This is a genomic window from Arthrobacter sp. NPDC058097, assembly GCF_042884885.1.
In the GTDB taxonomy this organism is placed as follows: domain Bacteria; phylum Actinomycetota; class Actinomycetes; order Actinomycetales; family Micrococcaceae; genus Arthrobacter.
In genome coordinates, this window is record NZ_JBHVSZ010000004.1 from 76314 (window position 1) to 91932 (window position 15619).

Genomic DNA, 15619 nt, shown 5'->3' on the forward strand with positions numbered 1-15619 from the left:
CTGACCCCGCGTTGCTTTTTAGAGGTCCGTTCGCGCTTAGAGGCCCAGCCTGGCGACGGCCTCCTCGCGCATCTCCACCTTGCGGATCTTCCCGGACACCGTCATGGGGAAGCTGTCGCGGACCTCGACGTAGCGGGGCACCTTGTAGTGCGCCAGCTTTCCGCGGCAGAACTCCGCCACCGCGGCGGCGTCCAGCGGGTCGGCCCCGGGCTTGAGGATGATGCAGGCCATGAGCTCCTCGCCGTACTTTGCATCGGGCACGCCGATCACCTGGACGTCCTGGATGGACGGATGGGTGTAGAGGAACTCCTCGATCTCGCGGGGGTAGATGTTCTCGCCGCCGCGGATCACCATGTCCTTCATCCGGCCCTCAATCACCACGTACCCGTCGTCGTCCATGCGCGCCAGGTCGCCGGTGTGCATCCAGCCGTCGGCGTCGATCGCCTCGGCAGTCTTCTCCGGCTGGTTCCAGTACCCCTGCATCACGGCGTAGCCGCGCGTACACAGTTCGCCGATCTCGCCGCGTTCCACCACCTCTCCCATGGGGTCCACGATCTTGCTTTCCAACCGCGGCATTGTGCGCCCCACCGTTTCCGTGCGCTGCTGCAGCGTGTCCCCGCCGCGGGTCATGGTGGACACCGGCGACGTCTCGGTCATGCCGTAGCAGATGGCCACGTCCCGCATGTTCATCTCCGAAATCACCCGGTTCATCACCTCGATGGGGCACAGCGAGCCGGCCATGACCCCGGTGCGGAGCGTCGAGAGGTCGTACGAGGCGAAGTCAGGCAGAGCGAGTTCGGCGATGAACATGGTGGGCACCCCGTACAGGGAGGTGCCACCGAAATCCTGCACGGACTCCAGCGCCGCGGCCGGCGTGAACCCGCGCCCCGGAATGATCGTCGCGGCACCGTGGCTCAGCGCATTCAGGTTGCCGATCACCATTCCGAAACAGTGGTAGAACGGCACCGGGATCACCACCCGGTCGTGCTCGGTGTACTTGAGCAGCTCGCCGATGGAGTACCCGTTGTTGAGGATGTTGTAGTGCGTCAGCGTGGCGCCCTTGGGGAAGCCCGTGGTTCCGGACGTGTACTGCAGGTTGATCGGATCGTGCGGATCCAGGTCCGCCATGCGGTCTTTCAGTACCGAATGCCCGACGGCGTCCGCCCGCTTAAGCAGCTCAGCGTAAGTGAGCTCCTGGTCACCCAGGGGGACGCCGGCGTCGAGTCCTTCCAGTTCGAAGTCCGGCAGGAACACGAGCTCCCGGAGGTCCGGGCATACTGCGAGCGCCTGGCGTGCCATCCCCACATAGTCGCTGTTCCGGTCCGACGGCGCCGTGACCAGCATCCGCATGCCGTTCTGTTTCACCACGAACTCCAGCTCATGGCTGCGGTACGAAGGATTCACGTTGACCAGGACCGCCCCGACCTTCGCCGTGGCGTACTGCAGGATGGTCCATTCAGCGCAGTTCGGGCTCCAGATGCCGATCCGCTCGCCCTTCGCGACGCCAAGGGCGAGGAGCGCGCGGGCCAGCCGGTCGACGTCGTCGTTCAGTTTGGTGTAGCTCCAGCGGCGGGCATCCGCGCCGGGCACGGGGGCGGCCTCGATCAGCGCGTCGTGCAGCGGGAACTGCGCCGCCACGCGCTCAAAGTTCTGGCCGATGGTTTCCTCAAGCAAGGGGACGTCCGCGTCCCCGGCGGTGTAAGCGCGCATAAGGCACGCTATCAAGCCGGTATTGTGAAATCCATGAGTGCACCCATCGACCTGCAGGCCACGTTCATCCCCAACGACGGCGAATTCTTCCGTGTGAAGCTCGCCCTGGAAATCGCCATCGACGAGGTAGTCAACGAGCCGGGTTGCCTCCGGTACGAGCTCACCGAGGCGACGGAGGACAAGCTGGTCCTGACCGAGCGGTGGGAGTCGGAAGAGGCCCTCGACTCGCACTCCAAAGGCATCGCACTGCAGGACCTGAACGAATCCCTCAGCGCCCTCCTGGCCGAACCGGTCCAGGTGGACCGCCTCTAGTCCTTCCACAACAAAGCAACGCGGGGTCACTTTCCGCCCAATACCGAGGGTTATTGGGCGGAAAGTGACCCCGCGTTGCTGTTTAAGAGGCCTTTAGAAGTCGGGGATCTGCGAGCCGTCCTGGGGGCCGGAGCTCTTGCTGCCATTGCCCGCGGCTGCTGCGGCCTCGGCCTGGGAGCGGGCCACGTGGGCGTGGACTTCCTCCATATCGAGGGCCTTGACGGCGTCTATGACCTGCTCGAGCTGCGGGGCGGGCAGCGCGCCGGGCTGTGAGAACACCAGCACCTTCTCGCGGAACGCCATCAGCGTGGGGATCGAGGAGATACCCGCTTCCGCTGCCAGCTGCTGCTCGGCTTCGGTGTCCACCTTCGCGAAAACGACGTCCGGGTGCTTTTCCGACGCCGCGGAGTACGTGGGCGCGAACTGGCGGCAGGGACCACACCATTCAGCCCAGAAGTCCACCAGGACAATGTCGTTGCCCTCGATGGTCGATGCGAACTGTTCACCTGTGATGTCGACGGTAGCCATGGTTCAACGGTACGCGAGCCGTGACCGTAAGTCCCGCGCCGCGGAGCCTTGTTCGCTCCCCGCGTCACCGGGAATATTTTTCGCCCTCCGCGTCCGGTCAAGCCTGCGTCGGATGGCCGGCCCCCCTGCTGGGCGGTGGCCACCTGCGAAAAACAAGTGCCCGCTCCCGGAAAAACAGGTATCCCCTACTCGTGCAGTCCCTGCGCGGTGCTTCCTACACTCGAATCAGGCTGGGGCCGGCACGCTAGCGAGCAGCGTGCGCCACTCATGAATAGCGGTCATGCGCCCCATATGCCGTGCTTCCGCCCCCTGGGCCCCGAGCACCTCCTGTGTCTGCGCGTCACCGTCCGACGCGCATCCGGACACCGCCTGCGCACGAAGCAAGGGTCCGCCATGAACCAACAGGAGACGCCAGATCCCCCGCATACCTCTGGCCACAACAGCTTCGCGGGCCGGGCGCCCGCCCGGCCTGGACCGCTGGCGGGAAGGCCGGGCGCACGGGTACTGATCATTTCCGCAGCGGTGTCCGCCGCCCTGTTGGGGGCGTCAGTGGGCGTCAGCGCGCTGGTCGCGTCCGACGGCGGGAGCCGGGCTGCCGCCGTCGGCCAACCGGCCGCCGTCGAACCGGCCGCCGTCGAACCGGCCGCCGTCGAACCGGCCGTGGAACAGCCGGCACCGGCGACGCCGTCCGCAGCAGCCGCCGCGCCCGCCACCAGGGCACAGGCAAAAGCACCCGTGAAGACGGCAACGAAGACAGCCGCCAGGACACCCACCAAGGCGGCGGTGAAGGCACCGGCGAAAACAGTCAGCGTCCGCAAGGTTGCTCCGGACCCTCCACCCAAGCCCGCCACATACCGGGTGGTTGCCGGCGACACGGTGAGTTCAATTGCCGCACGCTTCAACGTCAGCGCCGGCAGCGTGCTGGCAGCCAACGGCCTTGGACCCGGCTCGGTCATATTTCCGGGCCAGACCCTCAAGCTCAGCGGACCGGCCGTGTCCGTGCCGGCACCCGCTCCGGCTCCCGCCCCAGCGCCCGCTCCCGTCCCAGCGCCCGCTCCGGCGCCCGCCCCAGCGCCCGCTCCCGTTCCTGCGCCGGCACCGGTTCCCGCGGTACGCACCATCTATGTGGCGGGCGCCGGCGGCCAGGCGATGGTGGACAGCTGCATCGGCCCCATCCACTTCACGCCAACCGACGGGTACTCGCTCTTCATCACCGAGCACGACTTCTGCGGCGGCTGGGCCCGGTTCTCCGGAATCAGCGTCGGTGAACGCGTCGACATACCGGGCTACGGCTCCTACCGGGTCTCGGCCCGGAGCCAGGTGCCGAACCCCGGCACCACCAACGACGTCGCCGCGGTGTTCGGCGGGTTCCCCCGGGCCGTCCTGCAAACCTGCATCCCGGGCACCACCCAGATGCTGGTCATCGCGCTGAACTGACCGGCCCGAACCGAACACCAGAACCGGGGCGCCGGTACAAAGTACGCGCCCGGCCGGGAGCATCACGGAAGTCCCGGCCGGGTAGAGACCCGCCGCCAGGGACGCCCGCCGTCAAGGCCGCCCGTATGATCGTGGCCATGACGCAGCAACGCTATCGGGACCTTGCCGAATGGCCGCTGATGGGGACGGCCATTGTGTTCCTGGCGGCGTACGCGTGGCAGGTGATTGGCAGAATGGAAGGCCGGGGAGCCGAATGGCTCGAGGCCACCCTGTGGATCACCTGGGGCATTTTCGCGCTGGACTATGTGGCCAACCTATGGCTGGCCGAAGACCGCGGGCGCTGGTTTGTCCGCAACCTGCACGAACTGCTGATCGTCGCCCTGCCGTTCTTCCGACCCCTGCGGCTGCTCCGCCTGGTGACCCTGCTGTCAGTGCTTCACCGGACGGTGGGCGAAACGCTGCGCGGCAGGGTTGTCACCTACGTGGCCGCTTCCGCTGCTCTGCTGGTGTTCGTGGGTGCCCTGGCCGTGCTCGACGTCGAACAGTCGGCTTCCGATGCCAAGATCCTCACCTTCGGCGACGCCGTATGGTGGGCCGTGGCCACCATCACCACCGTGGGCTACGGCGACATGTACCCGGTCACTCCCCTGGGCCGGATGGTCGCGGCGGCCCTGATGATGAGCGGCATCGCGGTGCTGGGCGTGGTGACGGCCTCCATTGCCTCGTGGCTGGTCCAGCGCGTCGAGGAGACAACGGTGGCAGCGGCCGAATCGGCAGAGCAGCCCGTGCTGACGGAGGTGGTCGAACTGGCAGCAGAGGTTGCCGCCCTCCGGCGCGAGATCGCCGAGCTGAGGCGCAACCCCGCACCGTGAATTAGCTCGGAATATTAGTCAGCCGACCCCCAACCGGAGTTAGTCCCGCCCGCGGCACCAACCGGAAAAGCAAAAGACCTCCGGAACCAATAGGTTCCGGAGGTCTTTCAAAATGTGGCAGATGAGGGATTCGAACCCCCGTAGGCGTTGCCAGCTGATTTACAGTCAGCCCCCTTTGGCCGCTCGGGTAATCTGCCGAACTTCAAAAGAAGATCACCCCGGCCGGTGTTTCCATCAACCGCGGGCAAGACAACCTTACAGAACTTCTGCCGAAGAATAAAATCGGGGATCTGAGGGCCGAAAATCCGCGGAAAATCAGGCTTCGCCGAGGATCCGGCCGGCGAGCTTGGCCTCGAACCGCAACGCCTGCTCCTCGGTGATCTGGTTAAGCTGCACGGCCCGCTGGAGATCCGCCTGCACTCCCTCCATCCGGGTCGACGCGTCGGCTACGGGGCTGAGGATGATGGATGCAGCCACGGCAGCGGCCGCCACGGACGAGGCGGCGGTGGCGATGGTTCCGGCGGCTGCCGCGGTGGATTTGGTGACGTAGCGGACGGCCTTGTGGGTCATTGCTTTCCTTCCGAGCGGCTTCCAACTGCTTCAACTCTGGTGGCCGAAACTTCGTTCCCGCCATGACTTGGCTATGAGTGAACTGTGAATGCCGCCCAGCTTCACATCACCGCCATCCGTACTACGCTGGAATCCAGATATCAACACCCTGCCCGGAGCCTCGCGGCCCGGGCGACGCAGGCACCAGCAAAGGAGAGTCATGGCAGGCGAGTCCACATTCGACGTCGTAAGCAAAGTAGACAAGCAGGAGGTGGCCAACGCGCTGAACCAGGCGCAGAAGGAACTCGCCCAGCGCTATGACTTCAAGGGCGTCGGCGCCGAAGTCGACTTCAGCGGCGAGAAGATCCTAATGAAGGCGAACTCCGAGGAGCGCGTCCTGGCCGTGCTGGACGTGCTGCAGTCCAAGCTCATCCGCCGCGGCATCTCGCTGAAGTCCCTGGACACCGGCGAGCCCTACGCATCCGGCAAGGAATTCCGGCTGGAGGCCTCCATCAAGGAAGGCATCGCGCAGGACCTCGCCAAGAAGATCAACAAGCTCATCCGCGACGAGGCGCCGAAGTCCGTCAAGTCCCAGATCCAGGGCGACGAACTCCGCGTCACGTCCAAGTCCCGCGACGACCTGCAGGCAACCATGGCCCTGCTGAAGGATTTCGACGAGGCCGATCTTCAGTTCGTCAACTTCCGCAGCTAGCTGTATTGACCTGAGAGGTTGGTGACGCGGCTGGCCGGTGTCTGACCTTTGAGGGCGGTGTGGGCTCGGTGGTGATTGTAGGCATGTAGCCAGTCGGGGAAAGCGGCGACACGCTCGGCCTCTGAGCGGTACGGGCGGATGTAGGCCCATTCCTCGAGCATGGTCCGGTTGAAGCGTTCGACCTTGCCGTTGGTTTGTGGCCGGTAGGGGCGGGTGCGTTTGTGCTTGATGTCCGGGCCCAGGGCTTCAGCGAAAGCGCGGGACCGGTAGCAGTTCCCGTTATCGGTCAAGACGCGCTGGACGGTGATTCCGTGGGCGTTGAACCAGGCGTTGGCCCGGGACCAGAAGGCTGCTGCTGTTTCCTTTTTCTCGTCGGTGAGGATCTCGCTGTAGGCAAGGCGTGAGTGGTCATCGACGGCGTTGTGGAGGTAGTGATAGCCGGGCCGGCGGTTGGCCGTGGTGCCGGTCTTGTTCTTCCACCCGGCGGTCCTGCCCAGGACCCGGTGTCCGCCGCCATTGGGGATACGGCCGAGCTTTTTGATGTCGACGTGGACCAGGTCCCCGGGCTTGTCGTGTTCGTAGCGGCGGATCACCCTTCCGGTGCCGCGATCGAGCCAGGCCAGTTTCGCGAGCCGGTAGCGGGACAGCACACGATGGACAGTGGAGGGGTGGATGCCCAGCAGATAACCGATCCTGGCAGGGCCCCACCGGCGGTTCACACGCAGGGCGATGATCCGCCGCTCGGTACGCGTGGCAGTCCGCCGGGGCGAAGAGTGCGGGCGGCTGGAGCGGTCCTCCATTGCTTCCGGTCCATGCTCGCGGTAGCGCTCAGCCCAGCGCGCAGCGGTCGGGACCGAGACCTGGAACCGTTCCGCGGCCCGGCGCAGACTCCAACACTGGTCAACGACACACTGCGCGAGCTGCAGCCGGCCACGGGGCGTCAGAAGAGCGTTAGGGTGGGACATGAAGACCTCCGTGCGTGGAATTGGACTCTAGACAAGCCCCACTCCACCCGGAGGTCTTCTTCATGTCACCGAACCACGCCGAGCGTCACTAACGTCCGTGGTCAATACAGCTAGCGATGCTTTATAACGGGCCGGGGACACTGCAATTCGGGTGTCCCCGGCCTGTTTGTGCGTCCCGGGACAACCGATCCGGGGTAGGCGACGAGAGGACAGGACATGAATTTCGCGGTCACCCCTGAACCGTGGGACGCCGAGGACGGGGCGAGGCTCCGCAGCATGCAGCGGGCCGAGCTGGATGCCCGCTACGGCAGCGACGACCACGAACCGGGTTCGCCGCCCAGCGCCGAGGACATCACGGTGTTCCTCGTGGCACGGAACCACGAGGGGACCGCCGTTGCCTGCGGCGCCCTGCGCCGGCTCGATGCCGGGTCCGCGGAGATCAAGAGGATGTTCGTGCTGCCCGGCCACCGCGGAAGCGGGGCTGCCACGGCGGTCCTGCGAAGCCTTGAGGCCGAAGCCTCCCGCCTGGGCTTGAGCGAACTCAGGCTGGAAACAGGCACGGCCCAGCCCGACGCCATCCGCTTCTACGAACGCGAGGGCTACCGCCTGATCGACAACTTCGGGCCCTACGCGGGCGAGCCGCTGTCCGTCTGTTACGCCCGTTCGCTCACGTGACGACGCTCAGCTGATCAGGCGACGCGCAGATTTCCGCCCGCTACCGGAATTCCGGCCGCGCCAGGCATTGTGCGCGTCGTAGGTTTCGGGGCGCGTCGCCGGGTACGGGGCGCGTCGTGAGACGGAAAGACGGAAAGTACGACGGCGGCGGTCAGCCGAGCGGCCGGCCCGCCATCCGTTCCAGGCGGCTGATGCGGTCCTGCATCGGCGGGTGCGTCGCGAACAGCTTGCTGAGCCCGCCGCCTCGGAACGGGTTGGCAATCATCAGGTGCGAGGCGTTGACCAGCCGCTGGTCCTGCGGCAGCGGCTGGGCCTGGACGCCCTGGTGGATCTTGCGGAGGGCGGAGGCGAGCGCCAGCGGATCGCCGGTGAGCTGCGAACCGTCCTCGTCGGCGTCGTACTCACGGGTGCGGGAGATGGCCACCTGGATCAGCGACGCTGCCAAGGGGGCCAGCAGCGCCATGGCGATGAGGGCGAGCGGGTTCGAATTGCGCCTGTCCCCGCCGCCGAAGAACAGCAGCATCTGCCCCACCGAGGTGATGACGCCGGCCACCGCAGCCGCCACGGACGAGGTCAGGATGTCGCGGTTGTAGACGTGCATGAGCTCGTGGCCAAGGACGCCCCGCAGCTCCCGCGGGGTGAGAAGCTGCAGGATGCCCTCCGTGCAGCAGACGGCCGCATTCTGCGGGTTCCGCCCCGTGGCGAAGGCATTGGGCGTCATGGTTGGCGACACATAAATCCGCGGCATGGGCTGCCTGGCGCGGGCGGAGAGCTCCCGGACCATCTGGTACAGCTGAGGCGCCTGGGCTTCGGAGACGGGGTAGGCCTGCATGGAGCGGAGCGCGATCTTGTCGCTGTTCCAGTAGCCGTAGGCCGTGGTCCCTACGCCGATCAGCGCCATGATCACGATCGGGGCAGAGCTGCGGGTGTTGGCGGCGATGAGGGCGCCCAGGCCGAGCAGGATCGCCCACAGGACGCCGAACAGCGCCGCCGTTTTCAGTCCGTTGTGGTGATTGTGCACTTTTGCCTCCACAGCTCAGAAGTCGGAACCGGCACCGCCGCTACGGAACGGGATTCCGCGCGTCGTACTTCAGGAAGCCGGATTGCCACCGCGCCACCAGCCAGGCCACCAGGATGCACAGGAGGCCGCCCAGCAGCAGGACCCAGCCCTCACTAAGAATCTTAGTGCCGCCGCCTGCCACCATGTCGCCCAGCCGCGGGCCGCCCGCGACCACCACAATGAAGACCCCTTGGAGCCGCCCGCGAAGGTGGTCCGGGGTGGCGGCCTGCAGGATGGTGGTGCGGAAGACGGCACTCACCGAGTCGGCAATGCCCGCCAAGGCGCAGCAGAGGGCTGCCGGGATCAGCCAGAACGTCACGCCGGCGGAGCCGGACCGCCCGGCCAGCACCACCACGAGGCCGAACGCCGCAAACGAGGCGCCCCACCCCATGACCGACCACACCACGGCGGTCCCCTGCCGCCGCACAGCGCCGAGCGGCCCGGAAAAGAGGCCGGCGAGGAAGGCCCCCACCGCCACGGCCGCCAGCAGAATGCCCACAGTGGTTTCCCCGCCGCCGATCATGAGGGCGCCAATGGCCGGCAGCAGTGCCCGCGGCTGGGCAAGGATCATCGCGATGAGGTCGAGGATGAACGTCATCCGCAGGTTGGGCCGCGTGCCCAGGAAGCGGAAGCCCTCCACCACGGACCGCATCCCGGCCCGGCCCGCGTGTTCGCCGGGCGGCATGGGCGGAAGCTTCAGCAGGGCCCAGAAGGCAAAGACGAAGCTGACAACATCGAGCGTGTACGTCCATCCGAAGCCCACGCTGGCCACGAGGACACCCGCGAACAGCGGCCCCGCCGTCATGCCCAGCCCGAAGGTCACCATGTTCAGTGCGTTGGCGGCCGGCAGGAGCTCCTTGCGCAGCAGCGCGGGAATGATGGCACTGCGGGCAGGCTGGTTGATCGCCTGGGCACCGCTTTGCACAGCCACCAGGGCGTACAGCAGCCAAACATTGCCCACCTCCAGCCATGCTTGGAGGGCGAGCCCGCCGGTGGTCAGCCACAGCACTGCGGACGACAGAAGGGCCACCGTGCGGCGGTCATGGGAATCGGCGATGGAGCCGCCCAGCAGCCCGCCCAGCACTAGCGGCACCAGGGCAAAGATGCTAAGGAGCCCGACATACAGGCTGTCTTGGGTCAGCCGGTACACCTCGAGGCCGACCGCGACGAGGGTGAGCTGGCTGCCCACATTGGAGACCGCCGATCCCAGCCAAAGCCGCCGGAAATCGGGGCTTTCGCGCAGCGGAGTGATGTCAGCCAGAAGTTTTCCCACCCCGCAACTCTAGCCTCAGCAGTAACTTAGCCCAGCCTTATTGTGATCTAGTCAAAATAAGTGCTTCAATGGAGTCATGACCGATCACCCGGAAAGCCACGAAGCATGGGCCGCGGCCCTGCGTGCCCACGGCCGCCGGGTGACCAGGCAGCGGCTGGCGGTCCTGGCCGCCGTCGAGCATCACCCGCACTCCCCGGCGGAAAACATCCTTGCGGCCGCCCGCGAGGAGTTGCCGGAACTGACGGCTCAGTCCGTGTACGTGGTGCTGGGTGACCTGACGGACCTGCACATGCTGCGCCGCTTCGAACCTCCGCATTCCCCGGCACTGTACGAGACGCGGGTGGGTGACAACCACCACCACGCGATCTGCATCAGCTGCGGCCGGGTGGAGGATGTCGACTGCGCTGTCGGCCATGCCCCGTGCCTCACCCCGCATTGGAGCGAGGATTCCCACCCCATGACCATCCAGATCGCGGATGTCATGTACCAGGGGATCTGCGGAGAGTGCCAACGGGCCCAAAAACTTCCTGCAAACGTAAATGACAAGTAATTAAGTAATAAGGAGAACAATGACTGCCATTTCAACGACCCAGTCAGGCGCGCCGGTTACGTCCGACGCGCATTCCAAGGCTGTCGGCGCTGACGGCGCGATCATCCTCACGGACCACTACCTGGTGGAAAAGCTCGCCCAGTTCAACCGCGAGCGCGTTCCGGAGCGCGTGGTGCACGCCAAGGGCGGCGGCGCTTTCGGTACGTTCAAAACCACCGAAGACATCTCCAAGTACACCAAGGCCGCGTTCCTGCAGCCCGGCGTCGAGACCGAGATGCTGATCCGTTTCTCCTCCGTCGCAGGCGAGAACGGCTCCCCCGACACCTGGCGTGACCCCCGCGGTTTCGCCGTGAAGTTCTACACCTCCGAGGGCAACTACGACCTCGTGGGCAACAACACCCCGGTGTTCTTCATCCGCGACGGCATCAAGTTCCCGGACTTCATCCACTCCCAGAAGCGCCTGCCGGGCACGCACCTGCGTGACGCCGACATGCAGTGGGACTTCTGGACGCTGTCCCCCGAGTCCGCACACCAGGTCACCTGGCTGATGGGTGACCGCGGCCTGCCGGCCTCCTGGCGCGAAATGCAGGGCTACGGCTCGCACACCTACCAGTGGATCAACGCCGAGGGCGAGCGTTTCTGGGTCAAGTACCACTTCCGCTCCAACCAGGGCGTGAAGAACATCACCGGCGAAGAGGCCGAGGCCCTCGCCGGCTCGGACGCGGACTTCTACATCCGTGACCTGCACGAGAACATCGAAGCCGGCAACCTGCCGTCCTGGGACCTGCACGTCCAGGTCATGCCGTACGAGGACGCCAAGACCTACCGGTTCAACCCGTTCGACCTGACCAAGGTCTGGCCGCACGCGGACTACCCGCTGATCAAGGTCGGCACCATGGAGCTGAACCGGAACCCGGAGAACTACTTCGCGCAGATCGAGCAGGCCACCTTCGCGCCGTCGAACTTCGTGCCGGGCATCGCCGCGTCGCCGGACAAGATGCTCCAGGCCCGCATCTTCTCCTACGCTGACGCGCACCGCTACCGCGTGGGCACCAACCACGCCCAGATCCCGGTGAACCAGCCGAAGAACCAGGTCAACAACTACAGCCAGGACGGCGCTGGACGCTTCCTGTTCAACGCTCCTTCCGTGCCGGTCTACGCACCGAACACGTTCGGTGGCCCGGCTGCCCTTGACACTGATGTTGTCGGCGGCGGCTGGGAGAACGACGGCGCGCTGACGCACGCCGCGCACTCCCTGCACGCCGAGGACGGCGACTTCGTCCAGGCCGGTGCGCTGTACCGCGAGGTTTACAACGACGGCGAGAAGGCCCGTTTCCTGGACACCATCACCGGTGCCGTGGGCGGCGTGAAGCGCGCCGACATCAAGGAACGCGCCATCCAGTACTGGACCAACGTTGACGCCGAACTCGGCGCCAAGCTGCGCGCCAACCTCGGCGCAGCACCGCTCTCCGACGCTGAGGCCGCCAACAAGATCGGCTAACAGCACCAGGCAGCAACAGGAACCCCGCCCCGGCACCGTGACCCGTTCACAGCCGGGGCGGGGTTCCCTGCGTCCGGGGTCAAGCCGGTTGGGCCGGCCGCCACCATACGTCGCCGAGGCGGGCTACACGTTCGCAGGAAGATATAGTCATCAGCATGCAGTCGGGTCCTATTTATCTGATCGGCCCTTCGGGCAACCCCAATTTCGGCGACGAGTTCATCGCCGCCGCCTGGCTGAAGTATCTTGCCGAGGCGCGGCCCGACGCCGATGTCTGGCTGGACTGCCCCCAGCCCGGCCTGGCGCAGGTCCTTTTCGATGGGCTGCATCCGCGCCTGCGTGTCACCAACACCCTGTGGCGGTTGGTCCACGAAACCGCTGAAGTGCCGCTGGCGGACGCAGCGGAGACCATCAGGGCACGGGTCACCGGGCTGGGCTCCCCCTCCTACGATCTTGGTCTCCTCAAACTGCGCGAAGCCGAGTCCCTGCACCTCATCGGCGGCGGCTTCATCAATGAGAACTGGTCCCACCACGCCGGACTCGTGGTGGCCATGCGTGCGGTGCACTCACTCACCGGTGCCCGCCTGATCGCCACCGGCCAGGGTCTCATGCCCGAACTGACGTCGGCCCCTGCCGAGATGCCCCTGTTCCAGGACTTCGCCCATGCGTCCGCCCGGGACGAAGCCGGCGCCCAGGCGTACAGCATCAGCCAGGAACTGGACGATGCCTTCCTCGGCGTCACCGCCGAAATGGCTCGCTCCACCGCCGAACCAGGCCTCTACGTCTGCATCCAAAGCGATACCGCCGACCCCGAGCGTTTCGGGACGGCCGTGGAACTGGCGAGGGCCGCCGTCGAAAAGGCCGCCGGCGAGGGAACCAAGGCCTACTACGTGGAAGCCATCCCCGGCGCCGACCGCGTCGCCTACGAACAGCTGGCGGACCTCATCCCGGAAGAACGGTTCCTGCCGTTCCTGCACATCTGGGCCCATGGCCTTCCGTTGTCGGAGCAGCAGACCTGGGTGACCAGCCGCTTCCATTTCCACCTGCTGGCGGCGTCGGCGGGGGCCCGGGGCCTCGCCGTGGGCATGAAGAAGGGGTACTACGACGTCAAGCACGAGTCGCTGGCCTCGCTCGGCAGCGGCTGGTCGCTCGCGCTCGACGGCGACGATCCCGGAATCCCTGCGGACCGGGGTGCCCTGCGTGACGAACTGCCGGCCCTCGTGGAACGAAAGCGCGCGGAGGCGGCCAAGATCTATCCGCCGCTGCCGGTCCAGTCCGCCTCCGCGCCGCCGGGACCCCCGACGGCCGGGTCGCTGACGGCGAAGCTCCTTAACAAGGCACTCACCGCCCCGCGGAGGAACAAGATCCGGCCCGGAGCGTTCTGAACCAACAATGCTTGATTTGCTTTTCGGACTGGCCCACTCGGCCCCAACCGTCCTGTTCCTCATCGTCGCATTCTTCCTGCCCGGCCTCCTGGCCATGCTGCCGTTCAAGCCCGGCTTCCTGGCGGCCATCGCGCTCAGTCCGGCCGTCACCCTTCTGATGTACTTGGCCGGCAGCTTCGTGGCTGCCGCCGTCGGCCTGCCGTGGAACGCCGCCACCGCCGCGCTGGCCGCCCTGCCGCTGGTCCTTGGCGCCTGGCTCGCCGGCAGGCGGTTCGCCTTTGGAAAGCCGCTGTGGCCTGAAAGCCTGGGCCGGCCGGCGGCCCTGGCGGTGGCCGCCGGGGTTGCCATTGGTTCCGCGGTGACCTGCGTGGCCATCCTCCGCGGAATCGGGGACCCCGCCACCGCCTCGCAAGGCTGGGACCCGATCTTCCACCTGAACGCACTCCGTTGGATCCAGGAATCCGGCAAGGCCACGCCGTGGAGCATCGCCCCCATTTTCGGGGCGGGCCCCGCCACCTACTACCCCGCGGGATGGCACAGCGCTGTGGCCCTCATTCCGGGCAGTGTGTCGGAAGCGGCGAACCTGTCCTCGATCGTCATCGGCGGCCTGATCTGGCCGGCCGGCCTGGCCTTTCTGGCGACGGCCGTGCTGCCGCGGCACCCCGCGGCGTGGGCGCTCACGCCCCTGATTGGGGCCTCCTTCGTCAGCTTCCCCTTCTCCCAGCTCCTCCGCAGCGGCCAGTGGCCCAACGGCCTGGCCACCGCACTGGTGCCGGCCACCCTGGCCGTGGCTGTCCTGTTACTGCGCCGCCTGACGTCCGCCGCAGGCACAGAACCATCCGCAGAAGCGTCCGCCGGGCGGGCGGGTACGCCAGCAGGTACGCCGGCCCGCGACCGGATCCTTCTGGCGGCCATTCTTCTGGCTCTCCTTGGCGGCTGCACCGCGGCCCACCCCAGTGCCCTGTTTGCCACCGCCGTGGCGCTACTGCCATTTATCGCTGCCCGGTTCCTGCCCGTGCTGGTACGCGGGGTGCGGCGCCGCCCCCTGCCCACGCTCGGGGCTGTGCTGGCTGCGGCCGTTCTCGCCGCAGCGGCATGGTCTGTGCTGGCCAACTCGCGTCTCCTGGCAGGTGTCATGGCCTACCGGCGGGCTGTCCGGGCCGTGGTCCCGGATTCCCTGAAGCTTGCCTTCTTCGATCTGCCCCGCTTCCCGGCGCTGTCCCCGCCGGCACCGGACGATTTCAACGTGGCGGTGGGCGTGCTGGTGATTGCGGGGGCGGTGCTGGCCATTTTTGTCCGGGAGGCGAGGCCGCTCGCCCTCGCCTGGCTGGCGTTCGTGGGGCTGTATGTGCTCGCCGCGGGCCCCGAAAACGGGCTGCGGTGGCTGACGGGCGTTTGGTACAAGGACACGCAGCGGATTGCACCGTTCATCGCCATGACGGGGAGCCTCCTGGCGGCCCTGGCCGTTGCCGTCGTGACGCGTGCCGTGGTCCGGGCAGCGCTCCGCCTGTCCGCCCGGCTGCCGCGCGCCAGCATGGTGGACCGGTGGCCGGTTCCCGCCATCCTCTTCACCGTGGCTGTTGCCGCCGTCACGGGCGCGCTTTACGCCGGTTCCGGGAGCTACCGGTCGGTGGAACGTGTGGCGGTGGCGGCACAGAACTACGTTGTGTCCAACAAGCCGGGGGCCGGCGTGCTTTCCAGCGGGGAACAGGCCTTTATTGAGCGGGCCGGCGCAATGCTGCCGGCAGATGCAGTGGTGATCGGGGACCCGTTCAACGGCGAGACCTACTTCTATGCTTTGACCGGGCGGCACGTCGTCTACACCCAGTTGGGTGCACCCACGGCCGGCAGCGCGGCCAAGGAACTGCTCCGCACCGGCTTCAACCGGATCGCAAGCGACCCGAGGATCTGTGAGGCGGTGCGCAAGGTCGGTGCCACCCACTTCTACGAGGATGCCCCCGGAGCGTCGCACGGCAGTACCAGCCTGGGCCGGTGGCCTGGCTTCTACAATGTCCCCACGGATCAGGGTTTCGAGAAAGTGGCTTCTGAAGGGGCCAGGACGCTGTACCGCATCACCGCCTGCCGGTAGCCGG

At 66.8% G+C, this 15619-nt stretch carries 15 protein-coding genes and 1 tRNA gene; 9 read left to right on the forward strand and 7 right to left on the reverse strand.

Going from position 1 to position 15619, the window contains the following annotated elements:
* Positions 1 to 36 precede the first annotated feature (36 nt).
* Complete coding sequence (locus ACFVTE_RS08615; protein WP_387099161.1) at positions 37 to 1710, reverse strand: AMP-binding protein; 1674 nt, start codon at positions 1708 to 1710, stop codon at positions 37 to 39.
* Positions 1711 to 1743: 33 nt separating this feature from the next.
* Between ACFVTE_RS08615 and ACFVTE_RS08620 the strand changes: the two genes are divergently transcribed.
* The gene (locus ACFVTE_RS08620; protein ID WP_387099163.1) at positions 1744 to 2022 is read left to right on the forward strand and encodes a putative quinol monooxygenase; all 279 of its coding nucleotides are present in this window, start codon (positions 1744 to 1746) and stop codon (positions 2020 to 2022) included.
* Positions 2023 to 2115: 93 nt separating this feature from the next.
* Here ACFVTE_RS08620 and trxA read toward each other — a convergent pair whose 3' ends face one another.
* Positions 2116 to 2550 (reverse strand): thioredoxin, encoded by a 435-nt coding sequence (gene trxA / locus ACFVTE_RS08625; RefSeq protein WP_387099165.1) that lies wholly within the window; start codon positions 2548 to 2550, stop codon positions 2116 to 2118.
* 393 nt (positions 2551 to 2943) lie between these two features.
* Here trxA and ACFVTE_RS08630 point away from each other — a divergent pair, with 393 nt between their 5' ends.
* Positions 2944 to 3987 carry a LysM peptidoglycan-binding domain-containing protein gene (locus ACFVTE_RS08630; RefSeq protein WP_387099167.1) on the forward strand — a complete coding sequence of 348 codons (1044 nt, stop codon included), beginning with the start codon at positions 2944 to 2946 and terminating at the stop codon, positions 3985 to 3987.
* Between the two features lie 137 nt (positions 3988 to 4124).
* Entirely contained in the window at positions 4125 to 4859 is a 735-nt protein-coding gene (locus tag ACFVTE_RS08635) for a potassium channel family protein (RefSeq protein WP_387099169.1), read from the forward strand.
* A 115-nt stretch (positions 4860 to 4974) separates the two neighbouring features.
* On the opposite strand, the gene ACFVTE_RS08640 is transcribed toward ACFVTE_RS08635, so the two are convergent.
* Positions 4975 to 5056 (reverse strand) — tRNA-Tyr (locus ACFVTE_RS08640).
* A 118-nt stretch (positions 5057 to 5174) separates the two neighbouring features.
* Positions 5175 to 5429, reverse strand: coding sequence for a hypothetical protein (locus ACFVTE_RS08645; RefSeq protein ID WP_354257557.1), 255 nt, complete (start codon positions 5427 to 5429; stop codon positions 5175 to 5177).
* 199 nt (positions 5430 to 5628) lie between these two features.
* Between ACFVTE_RS08645 and ACFVTE_RS08650 the strand changes: the two genes are divergently transcribed.
* Positions 5629 to 6120, forward strand: coding sequence for a YajQ family cyclic di-GMP-binding protein (locus ACFVTE_RS08650; protein ID WP_050054209.1), 492 nt, complete (start codon positions 5629 to 5631; stop codon positions 6118 to 6120).
* On the opposite strand, the gene ACFVTE_RS08655 is transcribed toward ACFVTE_RS08650, so the two are convergent.
* Positions 6117 to 7085: an IS481 family transposase gene (locus ACFVTE_RS08655; protein ID WP_387099172.1), complete on the reverse strand. Its 969-nt coding sequence runs from the start codon at positions 7083 to 7085 to the stop codon at positions 6117 to 6119. The genes ACFVTE_RS08650 and ACFVTE_RS08655 overlap by 4 nt on opposite strands.
* Before the next feature lie 216 nt (positions 7086 to 7301).
* Here ACFVTE_RS08655 and ACFVTE_RS08660 point away from each other — a divergent pair, with 216 nt between their 5' ends.
* Entirely contained in the window at positions 7302 to 7760 is a 459-nt protein-coding gene (locus ACFVTE_RS08660) for a GNAT family N-acetyltransferase (protein WP_387099174.1), read from the forward strand.
* Positions 7761 to 7911: 151 nt separating this feature from the next.
* On the opposite strand, the gene htpX is transcribed toward ACFVTE_RS08660, so the two are convergent.
* Both htpX and ACFVTE_RS08670 read right to left on the reverse strand, forming a co-directional pair.
* Positions 7912 to 8781 carry a zinc metalloprotease HtpX gene (gene htpX / locus ACFVTE_RS08665; protein ID WP_387099176.1) on the reverse strand — a complete coding sequence of 290 codons (870 nt, stop codon included), beginning with the start codon at positions 8779 to 8781 and terminating at the stop codon, positions 7912 to 7914.
* Positions 8782 to 8821: 40 nt separating this feature from the next.
* Positions 8822 to 10093 (reverse strand): MFS transporter, encoded by a 1272-nt coding sequence (locus ACFVTE_RS08670; RefSeq protein WP_387099178.1) that lies wholly within the window; start codon positions 10091 to 10093, stop codon positions 8822 to 8824.
* Positions 10094 to 10169: 76 nt separating this feature from the next.
* Here ACFVTE_RS08670 and ACFVTE_RS08675 point away from each other — a divergent pair, with 76 nt between their 5' ends.
* The 4 genes from ACFVTE_RS08675 (at position 10170) to ACFVTE_RS08690 (ending at position 15615) form a co-directional block, all read left to right on the forward strand.
* The gene (locus ACFVTE_RS08675) at positions 10170 to 10643 is read left to right on the forward strand and encodes a Fur family transcriptional regulator (protein WP_387099180.1); all 474 of its coding nucleotides are present in this window, start codon (positions 10170 to 10172) and stop codon (positions 10641 to 10643) included.
* 19 nt (positions 10644 to 10662) lie between these two features.
* Complete coding sequence (locus ACFVTE_RS08680) at positions 10663 to 12144, forward strand: catalase (RefSeq protein ID WP_387099182.1); 1482 nt, start codon at positions 10663 to 10665, stop codon at positions 12142 to 12144.
* 155 nt (positions 12145 to 12299) lie between these two features.
* Positions 12300 to 13526: a polysaccharide pyruvyl transferase family protein gene (locus ACFVTE_RS08685; RefSeq protein WP_387099183.1), complete on the forward strand. Its 1227-nt coding sequence runs from the start codon at positions 12300 to 12302 to the stop codon at positions 13524 to 13526.
* 7 nt (positions 13527 to 13533) lie between these two features.
* Positions 13534 to 15615, forward strand: a complete 2082-nt coding sequence (locus ACFVTE_RS08690; RefSeq protein ID WP_387099185.1) for a DUF6541 family protein — start codon at positions 13534 to 13536, stop codon at positions 15613 to 15615.
* Positions 15616 to 15619: the final 4 nt, after the last annotated feature.